Genomic DNA, 13,357 nt, shown 5'->3' on the forward strand with positions numbered 1-13,357 from the left:
ATTCATTGCAACGTCACCATGCCGCGGTGCCGTCGTAGGAGCGGCTTTAGCCGCGATGGGCATCACCGGTAAGGCCACGGTCGCGGCTGAAGCCGCTCCTACGAGGGGCTGGGCGATCGCGTCACAAGCGATGGCATTGCGCTATCGCTGCCGGCGACCGATGCGTGTCGCGGCGGCGATGTGCGACGTGCTGGACGCCGCTGCCGCGCACGCAGCCTTCAAGGCGCCCATTCGGCAGGCGTGACCAAGCTGACGTGATCAGCGCCTTCGGCGAGCGTCGGCGCTTCGAACAGGCTGGCCACGGACCGGATCGCCGACTCCGGCACCTGTTCGTCCGCTGGCCGCTGTAGATTCCGCGCGAGCGCAATCGGTAATGCGACCTTGATCCAGACGACCTCGATCCTGGCACCGGCCGCTTTCGCGATGGCGACGATCGGCGCGCGCTGCCGGGCACCCGGCAGGGCCGCGTCGAAGTAGACGGTGCATGGCCGCACCGGTTGCCGCGCAATCCATGTGGTCTTTCCCGCGCCCTGGAGGCCGCATACGATCACGACCGTCCAGGCTCCCGCAGGTTCACACGGACCGGCGAGGATCGTCGTCAGGGCGTCGTGGCTTTGCCGCCATGCTGCTTGGCTGCGTTCCGGCGTCCACACGCGACCACGTTCCGTTTGCAGGAAGTGATCCGGGTTGATCACGATGGGATGGGAGCGCACGGTCATCTGTTCTTTCGTTTATCGCTTTCCACCCGCTCCCAGGGCATGCGTTGCCGCCGTAGGAGCGGCTTCAGCCGCGACCGGACGTCACCGGTAATCGTCGGTCGCGGCTAAAGCCGCTCCTACGAGATCCAAGCAAGGCCACCAGACCCATCACGCCGGCGGGCACTGCACCCCTATGAAGCGCAGCCCCACGCCCGGCTCGGTGGCGATGTAGCGCGGGGCCACGGCGCTGTCGCCGAGTTTCTGCCGCAGCTTGCCGACCAGGATGCGCAGGTAGTGGGTGTCGTCCTGATGAGTGGGCCCCCACAGTTCGCGCAGCAGTTGCGGCTGCGTCACCACGCGGCCGCTGTGCCGCAGCAGCAACGCGAGCAGCGCGTACTCCTTGCGGCTGAGCGGCAGCGCCTCGCCGTCCAGGCGCACTTCGCGCAGGCCCAGGTGGATGTGCAGGTGGCCGTCGTCGAACACCGGCTCGGCCTCGCCAGCGACGGGCTGCATGCGCAGCAGCACGCGGATGCGCGCCATCAGTTCCTGCACGCCGAATGGCTTGGTCACGTAGTCGTTGGCGCCGGCGTCCAGCGCCTGCACCTTCTCGTCCTCGCCGGCGCGCACGGTCAGCATGATCACCGGCACCGACGACCATTGCCGCAGTTCGCGCAGTACGCTGTGCCCGTCCTGGTCGGGCAGGCCGATGTCCAGCACCACCAGTTCGGCGCCGTGCGCGGCCAGTTGCGCCAGGCCGGCGGCGCCGGTGTCGGCCTGCAGCACGCGGTAGCCCTGCGCGCGCAGGCTGATGTCGAGGAAACGGCGGATCTGCGGCTCGTCGTCGATGACCAGCACGCGCGGCGGCGGAATCGGATCGGCGTGGGACTCAGTCGGCATCGGGGCGGGACGGCGGCGCGGCGGGTTCGATGAGCGGCAGGGTAATGCGGATCGTGGTGCCGCGGCCATCTGGGCCCGGCAACGCCTCGACGCTGCCGCCGTGCGCGCCGATCATGCCCTGGCAGATGGTCAGGCCCAGGCCGGTGCCGTGGCGGCCGCGGTCGCCGCGCTCGACGCTGTAGAACATGTCGAAGATGCGCGCGCGCTCGTCCTCGGGAATGCCCGGGCCGCGGTCGCTGATGTCGATGCGCAGGCGGCCCTCGACCATGCCGGCGGCGACGCGGATCGCCGCGTCAGCCGGCGAGAACTTGGCGGCGTTCTCCAGCACGTTGAAGATCGCCTGTTCGACCAGTGCCGGGTGCACCCACAGCGTCGGCAGCTCCGCGGCCAGGGCGATGTCCAGGCGCACCTGCGGCTGGTAGCGCTGCAGGCGCCGCGCGGCCGAGCCGATCAATTCGTCCACGCCGATCCAGTCGCGGTTCAAGGTCAGCCCGGTGTGGCCGAGCCGGGTCATGTCCAGCAGGTTCTGGATGTAGCGGTCCAGGCGCTCGCCTTCCAGTTGGATCGTCTCGAGCAGGCTGCGGCGATCCTCCGCATCCATTGCCTTGCCGTAGCTGGACAGGCTGCTGGCCGCGCCGATCATCGCCGCCAGCGGCGAGCGCAGGTCGTGCGAGACCGAGGACAGCAGGGCCGAGCGCAGCCGCTCGGTCTCGCCGCTGACACGCGCGCTTTCCAGGTCGGCGACCAGGCGCGTGCGCAGCGCCGCCTGGCCGATGTCCTCGACCATCGCCTCGGCCAGGCGCTGCTGCTCCAGGCCCGGGCGCTGCACGCCGGCGCCGAAGCGCAGGCCGACCACGCCGATGGTGCCGCGCTCGTGGCGCACCGGCAGGAACCACCAGCTCGCGCCGGCCAGGGTATCGGTGAAGCGGCCGGTGGCCTGGCCGTGGCGCTGCGCCCAATCGGCGGCGCTGCGGTCCACCGCGGCCATCGACGGCGCGTAGTCGTCGGCCTCGGCGTGCGCGCGCTCCAGCGGTTGCAGGCGCAGCCAGGCCTCGGCATCGAGGGTGCCGGCGAGCGCGCGGCGGCCGGCCTCCAGCACCTGCCCCAGGTCGGCGGCACTGGTGAGTTCGCGGCCCAGCCGCTGCAGTGCGGTGGTCTGTGCGTTGACCGCGCGCAGCGCCAGCACCTGCATGCGCAGGCGCGAGGCCAGGCGCCCGGCGACCAGGGCCGCGACCAGGAACAGCAGCACCGTGACCACGCCCTGGCGCGCGCCGATCTGGAAGGTGAAGCGCGGTTCGATAAAGAAGAAGTTGTAGCTGAAGAAGCTCAGCAGCGCCGCCAGCACCGCCGCGGTCATCCGCGTCTTCGACGCGACCATCACCACTGCGACGATGAACACCATCGAAAGGTCGTCGATGCCGACCCAACTTTCGGCGATCCAGGCGACCACCACCGCCAGCGCCGAGGCCACCGTGGCGAACAGCAGGTCGTCGCGCGACAGCCAGTGCGCCGGGCTGCGCCAGCGCCGCCGCGCCCGCGCGCGCGCTTCCGGCGAACTGATGATCACCAGTTCGTAGTGCGCGCCGCGTTGCAGCAGTTGCTGGGTCAGGGTGCGGTTGATCATGCGCGCCAGCGGGCGCTCGCGGGTGCGGCCCAGCACTAGGGTGGACACGCCGCTGCGCGCGGCGTGGTCGAGCAAGGCGTCGGCGACGTTGGCGCCGTGCAGCAGCGCGGCCTCGCCGCCGAGCCGGCGCGCCAGAGCGAACGCACGGTCGATCTCCAGTTGCCAGTCGGCCTCCGGCTGCGCCTGGGTCTGCACGGTGACCACCGTCCACGGCGCGCCGCGGCGCTCGGCCAGGCGCCGCGCCACCCGCACCAGGTAGTCGGACTGACCGCGCCCGTCGATCGCCACCATCACCGTGCGCCGCAGCGCCACGCTGGTGCGGCCCTGCGCGGCCTGCACGTCGCGCAGATCGTTGTCGACGCGGTCGGCGGCGGTCTGCATCGCCAGCTCGCGCAGCGCGGCCAGGTTCGACGGCGAGAAGAACGCCTGTAGTGCCTGCCCGGCCTGCTCGGGCAGGTAGACCTTGCCCTGCTGCAGTCGCTCGATCAATTCGCGCGGCGGCAGGTCGACCAGGACGATGTCGCGCAGGCGGTCGAAGATCGCATCGGGCACGGTCTCGCTGACGCGCACGCCGGTGATGCGGTGGACCACGTCGTTGAGGCTTTCCAGGTGCTGGATGTTGACCGTGCTGTAGACGTCGATGCCGGCGTCGAGCAGTTCCTGCACATCCTGCCAGCGCCGCTCGTGGCGGCTGCCGGGCGCGTTGCGATGGGCCAGTTCGTCCACCAGCACCAGCGGCGGGCGCAGCGCCAGCAGCGCATCCAGGTCCATCTCGTCCAGCGTGCGGCCGCGGTACTCCAGGCGCCGCCGCGGCTGCACGGTGAGGCCCTCCAGCAGTGCCGCGGTCTCGGCGCGGCCGTGGGTCTCGACCACGCCGACCACCAGGTTGCTGCCCTGCTGCTGCAACTGCCGCGCGCGCGACAGCATCGCGTAGGTCTTGCCGACCCCGGGCGCTGCGCCGAGGAACACGGTCAGGCGCCCGCCGCGCTCGCGCTGCAGTTCGCCGATCAGGGCGTCGGCCTGTTGGGTGCGGGGGTCGGGCATTGAAGGGCCGGGATTGGGGATTCGGAATTGGGGATTCGCGAAGCGTACAGCCTCGGGCCATCCGCCCTACTGCTTTTGCTCCTTCCCATTCCCGATTCCCGTTTCCCTATTCCCGGCCGCGTCCAACGCCAGATTCAGCGCCAGCACATTCACCCGCGGCGCGCCGAGCACGCCGAACTGGCGCGGCTGGGTCTGCGCGGCGACCAGGGCGGCGACGGTCTGCGGCGGCAGGCCGCGCGCGGCAGCGACGCGCGCCACTTGGATGTGCGCCGCGTCCACGCTGATGTCCGGGTCCATGCCGCTGCCGGACTGGGTGACCAGATCGTCCGGTACCTGCGACGGGTCGATGCCTTCGCGCGCGGCCACCGCCTGGCGGGTGTCATCCAGGCGCTTGCGCAGGTCGGGGTTGCTGCGCGCCTGGTTGCTGCCGGCCGCCGACATCGGATCGTACTTGGCGCCGGACGGACGCGGCTGGAAGTAGCCCGCGGCGGCGAACGGCTGCGCCACCAGCACCGAGCCGACCACCCGGCCATCGTGGCTGCGCAGGCTGCCGTTGGCCTGCTCGGGGAACAGCGTGCCGGCCAGCACGGTGGCCAGCAACGAGTACAGCGCGGCGGACGCAAGCACCAGCAGCGGCAGCACCAGCACGGCGCGCCAGCGCATCGGTTCGCGGGGGGAAACGGAGGACACGGTCATGGAGGCAATTCCGAAAGAGCGTAAAGATCGGCGCCGGGGTCAGCCCAGCGCCACCAGCAGCAGGTCGATGGCCTTGATCCCGACGAACGGCAGCAGCACGCCGCCCACGCCGTAGATCAGCATGTTCCGGCGCAGCAGCGAAGTCGCCGAGGACGGGGTGAAGCGCACGCCGCGCAGCGCCAGCGGGATCAGCGCCGGGATCACCAGCGCATTGAAGATCAACGCCGCCAGCACCGCGTTGCTCGGGCTGGACAGGCGCATCACGTTCAGCGCGGCCATCTGCGGGATCGAGGCGGCGAACAGCGCCGGCAGGATCGCGAAGTACTTGGACACGTCGTTGGCCAGCGAGAAGGTGGTCAGCGCGCCGCGGGTGATCAGCTGCTGCTTGCCCACTTCCACCACCGCCAGCAGCTTGGCCGGATCCGAATCCAGATCGACCATGTTGCCGGCCTCCTTGGCCGCCTGGGTGCCGGAGTTCATCGCCAGGCCGACGTCGGCCTGGGCCAGCGCCGGCGCGTCGTTGGTGCCGTCGCCGACCATCGCCACCAGGCGTCCGCCGGCCTGCTCCTGGCGGATGCGCGCCAGCTTGTCCTCGGGCGTGGCTTCGGCGATGTAGTCGTCGACGCCGGCCTCGGCGGCGATGGCCGCGGCGGTGAGCGGGTTGTCGCCGGTGATCATCACCGTCTTGACGCCCATCGCGCGCAGCCGCGCGAACTTCTCGCGCACGCCGTGCTTGACCACGTCCGACAGCTCGACCACGCCCAGCACGTGCCGGCCCTCGGCCACCACCAGCGGCGTGGCGCCGCTGCGCGCGACCTGCTCGACGCGACTCTTCAGTTCCGCCGGCACCTGTCCGCCCAGCGCGGTGACGTGGCGGATCAGCGCATCGGCAGCGCCCTTGCGGATCGCCCGCGGCGGCTGCATGCCGCTGGCCGGCAGATCGACACCGGACATGCGCGTCTGCGCGGTGAAGGCGATGAACTCGGCGCCGGCCGGATCGGCCGGCGGCAGGCCCTGCTCGCGCGCCAGGCGCACGATCGACTTGCCTTCCGGGGTCGGGTCGGCCAACGACGACAGCATCGCCGCCTCGCGCAGCTGCGCCACGTCCACGCCGCTGACCGCATGGAACGCGGTGGCCTGACGATCGCCGTGGGTAATGGTGCCGGTCTTGTCCAGCAGCAGCACGTCGACGTCGCCGGCCACCTCCACCGCCTTGCCGGACTTGGCCAGCACGTTGGCCGACAGCGCGCGGTTCATGCCGGCGATGCCGATCGCCGGCAGCAGGCCGCCGATGGTGGTCGGGATCAGGCACACCAGCAGCGCGATCAGCAGCAGCGGATCCACCTTGACGCCGACGAAGGCGGCGATCGCCGGGAGCGAGGCGACCACGATCAGGAAGGTCAGCGTCATCGCCGCCAGCAGCATGGTCAGTGCGATCTCGTTCGGCGTCTTCTGCCGGTTGGCACCTTCCACCAGCGCGATCATGCGATCCAGGAAGCTGTGGCCCGGCTCGGCGGTGACCTTCACCAGGATCTCGTCGGACAGCACCTTGGTGCCGCCGATGACGCCGGAGCGGTCGGTGCCGGCCTCGCGCAGCACCGGCGCCGATTCGCCGGTGACCGCGGCCTCGTTGATGGTGGCCAGACCTTGCACGATCTCGCCGTCGGCGGGGATCAGTTCGCCGGCCGAGACCACCACCAGGTCGCCCGGACGCAGTTCGGCGGCGGGCACGCTGTTCTCGCCGTCCAGCCGCGCGCTGGCGACCCGGCGCGCCACCAGGTCCTTGCGTGCGCGCCGCAGCGACGCAGCCTGGCCGCGACCACGTGCCTCGGCCACCGCCTCGGCAAAATTGCCAAACAGCACGGTGACCAGCAGGATCGCGGTCACCGCCCAGCCGAAGCCGGCCGGGCCCTGGCCGGCTACGGTGATCAATGCCGACAGCAGCGTGCCGGCGAAGACCACGGCCATCACCGGGCTGCCCAGCAGATGCCGCGGCGACAGCTTCAGCACGCTGTCGCGCAGCGCCGCACGCAGCGCGGCGGCGTCGAACAGCCCGGGCCGGCGCGCCGGTGCGGAGGCCACGGAAGAAGATTGGTGCGGGGTGCTCATCGTCGTCGTCTCAGTGCGCGGCCAGGGTCAGGTGATCGGCGATCGGTCCCAACACCAGGGCCGGCGTGAATTGCAGAACGGTCAGGATCACGATGACCGCGATCAGGGTCAGCGCGAAGGTCGGGGTTTCCACCTGCAGGCTGCCGCCGGTTTCCGGCGCCACCCGCTTGCGCGCCAGTTGCGCGGCCACGATCAGCGGCACGATCAGCGCCGGATAGCGGCCCAGCAGCAGCACGGCCGCACAGCTCAGGTTCCACCACGGAATGCCGTCGCCCAGCCCCTCGAACCCGGAACCGTTGTTGGCGAACGCCGAGGTGTACTCGTAGAACACCTGGCTGATGCCGTGGAAGCCGGGATTGGAGGTCGCCGACATCGATGCCGGCAGCGCCAGGGTGACCGCGGTGAAGCCGAGCAGCACCAGCGGCTGCAACAGGATCAGCAGCGCCAGCAGGCGCACTTCCGGCGCCTCGATCTTGCGCCCGAACAACTCCGGGGTGCGCCCGGTCATCAGGCCGGCCAGGAACACGCTCAGCAGCAGATACACCAGGAACTGCTGCAGGCCGCAGCCGATGCCGCCCCAGATCGCGTTGATCAGCATGTTGACCATGGCCACGCCGCCGGTCAGCGGCGCCAGCGAATCGTGCATGGCGTTGACCGAGCCGTTGGAGGTCTGCGTGGTCAGCGACGACCACGCCGCCGAGCTGTCCACGCCCAGGCGCACTTCCTTGCCTTCCATCAGTGCGGCGCTGGCTGTGCTGGCGGTATTGCCTTCGGCCCACATCGACAGCGCGGTGGACGCCAGCGACATCACCAGCATGCTGCCGAACACCAGCGCGGTGAACTTGCGGCGCCCGGTGAACGGGCCGACCATGAACGCCACCGCCACCGGGATCAGCACGATGCCCAGCATCTCCAGCAGGTTGGAGAACGGCGTGGGATTCTCCAGCGCCATCGCGCTGTTGGGGCCGTACCAGCCGCCGCCGTTGGTGCCGAGCTGCTTGATCGCCACCATCGCCGCGACCGGGCCGAGCGGGATCTTCTGCGTCTGCTGCCCGGCACTGGCGTCCAGCGGCGTGGCGACCGGGCCGGCGGCCAGGGTCGAGGGCACGCCCTGCTGGGTCAGCAGCAGCGTCCACAGCAGGCACAGCGGCAGCAGGAAGCGCAGGGTCGGACGGATCACATCGGCCCAGTAGTTGCCGAGATCGACCTCCTGCGCCACCTCGCCGCCGGTGGCGGCCGCCGTGTGCGCTGCGTCGTGGCCGCGCCCGCCGAACAGGCCGCGCAGCGTCGCCGCGACCAGCGCCAGGCCCATCATCGGAGTGATGAACTGCAGGCCGACCACGCCCACCGCCTGCGACAGATACGACAGCTGCGCCTGTCCGGAGTAGTGCTGCTGATCGGTGTTGGTCAGGAACGAGATCATGGTGTGCAGGGCCACGTCCCAGCGCATGTTCGGCACCGCATCGGGATTGAACGGCAGCCAGGCCTGGGTCACGAACAACGCAAACACCAGCACGCCCAGCACCAGGTTGCTGGCCAGGAACGCACCGGCGTAGGCGCGCCAGTGCATGCCGCGCGCCGGATCGGTGCCGAGCAGGCGGTACAGCGGGCGTTCGATCCAGCCGAACAGCGCGTCGCCGCGCATCGGCGCCCCGCGCATCACCTTGGCCAGGTACAGGCCCAGCGGCCATCCCACCAGCAGCGCGAGCGCATAGACAAGCAATGTATCGATCATGGAAGTGGCACTCGGCTCAGAAATCTTCGGGGCGCAGGATCACGTACAGCAGGTAACCGGCCGCGACGATCACCGCCACGCCGCAAACGAACGAAAGCCAACCGCTCATGGTCTCAACTCCGAAACAAGGGGACGCCCCGCCGCATGGCAGGCCGCAATCGCATGGGAAGGCCACCGCGCGCGATGCGCACGACGGCAGAAGGGAAGCGCAACACAGCGACGGACACCGGGTCGGACAGGCCTTCTGGCCCAGGCCGGCATTATCGAAGTCGCCGCCATAAACTCTCCGTGGCGAAGCCGCGCGGCCCGCATAAATTCTGCGTAAAACCGTGCGGCGCCGGCGATCGCGCCGCACGTTGCAGATGCATCGCCGCTGCCCGCGCCGGCAGCGCGCGTGCAGTGCTCAGTAATGCAGGATCGCGTCGATCAGCGCCGTCGCCTGGTGATTGCGATGCCCGCCGTCGTAGGCGGGGAAGTCGTAGGCGTGCTCGTAGCGCAGCTCCGGGCGGATCTCCAGATCCTGCGACACCCAGTGGGTCAAGCCGATGGTGTGGCTGGAGTAGCGCGTGGCGAAGCCGGTGCGCTGGCCGTCGTGGTCGTTCACGAACTCGTTGCGGATCGCCAGCATGTCCGAGGCGCCGAGCTGGATGTTGACGTAGTTGACGATGGCGTCGGCGGTGCTGCGTCCCAGCGGGAAGTCCGGCGCCTCGCCCAGCGCATAACCGGGGCGGCCGGTCGGCGCATGCGACTGCGACGGATCGGTGGCCAGCGCCTGGTCGCGCACGTAGAGGTGGTAGGCCTCGGTGAGCATGTGCACCTTCGGCGAGAAGCGGTGGCCCCAGGTGAGCACGAACTCCTGCAGGTTGTTGTAGGTCTGCGCGGCGTTGTTGTACGACTCCACGCACGGATACAGCATGTCGTCGTTGCTCCTGGAGACCCAGCGCAGGCAGGCCTGCGCGCTCAGGCGGCTGGTCGCGTCCCAGATCGCCGAATCGTCGCCACCATGCACGCCGAGCTGCAGCGTCCACTGGTCGTTGAGCTTGGTGGTGGTGAGGATGCCCATGTTGGTATAGGCATCGACCGTGTACAGGATCGAATGGGTCAACAGGTAGTTGTTCGGCGAGAACTGCGCTTCGATGTCGGGCAGCGACAGGTAGCGGCCGACCGTGACCAGCATGCCCTGCGCCACCGACGGCAGGTACAGGTCCACGTGCGCGATCATCGGATCGTTGCCGTAGATCTTGCCGTTGAGCGCGCTGTTGGGCTGCGGGTGGTGCAGCAACTGGTCGCTGGTGACGCCCTTCATCGTAGTGTAGTGGTAGTCGTAGCCGTACAGGTCGTCGAGGTGGAAGCCCCAGTCGACATGATCGGTCTGCACCGTGTCCGGCACGCGCTGCAGGCGGATCAGCGCCTGGTTGAATTCGCCGCGGTTGGGCCGCGTGGAATAGGACAGCGGATAGTTGCTGCGCGAGGACGTGCTGGCGTTGAGCGAGGGATTGATCCAGCCGTACAGCTCGATGCGGTTGCGCTGCATCCACTGCCCCACGCGCATGCAGGCCAGCGCCCTCTCCACCGGATATTGCGCATTCTCGTTGGGCACCCCGACCGGGTAGTCCACCGCGCCAAGCTGCCATTCGGCCGACGGGAACGGCGGCGAGGAGAACGGCGCCGCCAGGCCGCGACGCGCCGGCGTCGGCGCATCGGGATCGGCGGGCTGCGCATCCTCACGATAGGCGGAGGCCAGGCGCGAGAAAAAGCCATTGGCACAATCGGCACTGCGCGCCAGCGCTGGCGTGGCGACGTCCTGCGCCGCTGTCGGCAGCGCTTCGGACACCGGCGCCGCCAAGCCAGCCGCAGCGGCGGGGCCAGCGCACAGCGTGGCCAGGGACAGGAAGAGGGGGTGGAGCTTCATGGACATCGGGTTCTCGGCTCGCGAAGAGCCGTCCTTCTTTGGGTGGAGGGAAGCAACGACAGCGCGAACGCGTCACGCGCACGCGCTATCGCAGGCGATGCGCCTGGTGGCGTATCGCGGGAAGAGAGTTGAAATGCAGCGCCGCGGTGGCGGCGTCAGCGGATCAATGCGCGTGCAGCGAACGCGCGCGACTGTGTGGGGGCGGATGCTGCAACGCGCTGCGGCAACCATGGTGGCCTCGCGCTGCACGCGGCGTGTCGCGTCGCCTGGTCCGGAGGCCCGAGTGTTGCGCCGTCGCCGGATGCGATACACCGCGTCCGTACACGACCGTTGCGGGCAGCGACACGCTCAAGATTGCAGCCATCGATTCCTCGCAAACACCCCTGTCGTCAGCGCGGAAAGTATAGGAATCGCCGAATATCTTCGTTGCAAAGCGCACGCCGGTTCGAATAAAAGCTGCGTAAATTCGTGTGTTTGGCGTGGTGTGCGCGCTGTGTGGCGATGCGTGGTATCGCACCCTCATCCGCCCCTGCGGGGCACCTTCTCCCGGCGGGAGAAGGGAGAAGCTAAGCCCCTCTCCCACCGGGAGAGGGGTTGGGGTGAGGGTCCGGCGCGCGAAGCGCCACGTCGATCTGGCCATGCGAGGCTGCGCCCGTACCCTCATCCGCCCATGCGGGGCACCTTCTCCCGAGGGGAGAAGGGAGAGGCTAGAGCCCCTCTCCCATCGGGAGAGGGGTTGGGGGTGAGGGTCCGGCGCGCGAAGCGCCGCGCTGACCTATCCACGCGAGGCTTCGCCCGTACCCTCATCCGCCCCTGCGGGGCACCTTCCCCCGAAAAGGGGGCCATGGTCCCGGAGGGAGAAGGTAAAAGCGCAGCCTCAGTGCAACGGCACACTCAAGAACGACGGCGTCGCAGCCGGCGAGCTGAAGCTCACGGTGCCGCCGAAGCGGCTGGCCGAGGTGTAACGCGGATCGGTGGTGTCCACCACCAGCACCAGGCGACGACCGGCCGGGATCTCGACCGCGGTCGCCTGCAGCGCCAGGTCGAGAGTCACCGGCGTGCCCGGCGTCGCATTGCGCAGCGTGTACGGCACGTGGCTCAGCAATTGCGCCGACCCCGCGCTGTCCATGCTGTAGAGATAGGCGAACAGCGACACGTTGGATTGGCTCGGGGTCACCGTCAGCCGCAACGACGGCGCGCCGGCCAGGCGCTTGTCGCTGGACAGCGCCGGGCCGCTCCACACCGCGGCGCCCACCCGGCTGACCAGCGGAATCGAGGTGGTCACCGGCTGGCCGAAACCCTGCAGCAGGCCACTGACCAGCACCACGCCGGAATCGGCCAGCGTCGGCACATCGGTGGCGATGCGGTAGTTCCAGCCGCTGCTGTTGCCGCTGGTCAGCGACCCGGTCGGCAGCAACAGGCCGCTGGGGCCAGTCAGGCCGTAGCGGGTGGCGCCGGCCTGCACGCTGTTCCAGTCGGCATAGCTGAGCCAGGTGCCGCCCAGGGTCGACAGCTGCACCGGCGCTTCGCGATCCACGCCGTTGTCGCGGCCCTTCAGGTAGTGGTCGAACCAGCGCGTAGCCTCGGTATACACCTGGTTCGGCAGGCCCAGCGCGCCCGGCAGTTCGGCGGTGGCATGGTCGCCCTGGCTGAACATCAGGTGCTTGGGCACGCTCAGCCGGTTGAACAGGTTGATGTATTGGTTCGGCGGGAACAGGCCGTCGTTGAAGGCATTGGCCATCAGCACCGCCGGGCCGTTGCGGTTGAGCGCCTGCACCTCGTTGATCACCCCGCGTTCGGCCGCCTTGGGCAGGAAGCCCTGCACCGCGCCGTCGTAGTCGCCCACCGCCACGTGCGCGGTGATCTGCGCCAGGTCCGGACCGGGCCGGCCGGTGAGCGTGCCGGCACCGACCAGCAGGGCGACGCCCTGCTGGCTGACCGTGCTGTTGGCGTACAGCGAGGCCTGCAGATCGGCCCAGCCGCTGAGCGCGGCCACCGCCTTGATCCGCGGGTCGCGCGCGGCGGCGAGCAGGCTGGTGCCGGCGCCGTAGGAGATGCCCGACACGCCGATCGCCTTGGCGTCGGCCGGGGTGTTGGCCAACGCCCAGTCGATCACCGAACTGACGTCCTCCACCGTCGGCGCGCCGGCGATGTCGATCAGCCCCTGCGAATCCCAGAAGCCGCGCGAGGTGTAGCTCACCACCACGTAGCCGTCGTTGGCCAGTTCGCTGGCGCGGCCCACGTATTCCAGGTTGGGCAGCGACCAGCTGGCCGGCATCACCACCAGCGGGAACGGCCCCGGCCCCTGCCCCTGCGGCACCAGGACGAGCGCGCCGAGCTTGGTGCCATCGAAACTGGGAATGCTCTGGTACTGCTTGCTGAAGCCGGCCGCAGCCGCGGCGGCGGAGAACACCAGCAACATCGCGCCAAGGGCGATGCGACGTGACACGGACATGCGCATGGACTGCCTCCCAAGCGGCGCCGGACCGGAATGGCCGGCTGCCGGAACGGTAATGCCAGAACGGTGACAAGCGCTCGACGTGGGGCCGGGCAGGCGGACCGTACCACCGGGTACGGGCGATATTCACGCCGCAGTGCGGCACGGTATGGAAGGACCTTGGCCGGAGGCACAAACGTGCTGG

General features: G+C 69.6%; 9 protein-coding genes. All 9 read right to left on the reverse strand.

The annotated features are described in order from the left end of the window. Positions 1-218 precede the first annotated feature (218 nt). Complete coding sequence (locus AC1PK7_RS17915) at positions 219-719, reverse strand: AAA family ATPase (protein WP_010341967.1); 501 nt, start codon at positions 717-719, stop codon at positions 219-221. A gap of 147 nt (positions 720-866) precedes the next feature. Next, the gene (locus AC1PK7_RS17920) at positions 867-1,595 is read right to left on the reverse strand and encodes a response regulator (protein ID WP_010341966.1); all 729 of its coding nucleotides are present in this window, start codon (positions 1,593-1,595) and stop codon (positions 867-869) included. Continuing rightward, a complete protein-coding gene (locus AC1PK7_RS17925; RefSeq protein WP_481099009.1) occupies positions 1,585-4,263 on the reverse strand; it encodes an ATP-binding protein in 2,679 nt (892 codons plus the stop codon). The genes AC1PK7_RS17920 and AC1PK7_RS17925 overlap by 11 nt, the downstream gene beginning before the upstream one ends. Before the next feature lie 66 nt (positions 4,264-4,329). Then, a complete protein-coding gene (gene kdpC, locus AC1PK7_RS17930; protein ID WP_481099010.1) occupies positions 4,330-4,959 on the reverse strand; it encodes a potassium-transporting ATPase subunit KdpC in 630 nt (209 codons plus the stop codon). Between the two features lie 39 nt (positions 4,960-4,998). Beyond that, on the reverse strand, positions 4,999-7,068 hold the full coding sequence (gene kdpB, locus AC1PK7_RS17935) for a potassium-transporting ATPase subunit KdpB (RefSeq protein WP_481099011.1): 2,070 nt from the start codon (positions 7,066-7,068) through the stop codon (positions 4,999-5,001). 10 nt (positions 7,069-7,078) lie between these two features. Beyond that, entirely contained in the window at positions 7,079-8,803 is a 1,725-nt protein-coding gene (gene kdpA / locus AC1PK7_RS17940) for a potassium-transporting ATPase subunit KdpA (RefSeq protein ID WP_420007906.1), read from the reverse strand. Positions 8,804-8,819: 16 nt separating this feature from the next. After that, positions 8,820-8,912, reverse strand: coding sequence for a potassium-transporting ATPase subunit F (locus tag AC1PK7_RS17945; RefSeq protein ID WP_010341961.1), 93 nt, complete (start codon positions 8,910-8,912; stop codon positions 8,820-8,822). 294 nt (positions 8,913-9,206) lie between these two features. Continuing rightward, positions 9,207-10,721, reverse strand: a complete 1,515-nt coding sequence (locus AC1PK7_RS17950; protein WP_481099012.1) for an outer membrane beta-barrel protein — start codon at positions 10,719-10,721, stop codon at positions 9,207-9,209. Positions 10,722-11,592: 871 nt separating this feature from the next. Continuing rightward, positions 11,593-13,176: a CocE/NonD family hydrolase gene (locus tag AC1PK7_RS17955; protein WP_481099013.1), complete on the reverse strand. Its 1,584-nt coding sequence runs from the start codon at positions 13,174-13,176 to the stop codon at positions 11,593-11,595. Positions 13,177-13,357 lie beyond the last annotated feature (181 nt).

It is taken from the genome of Xanthomonas sp. NCPPB 3174 (assembly GCF_056725205.1).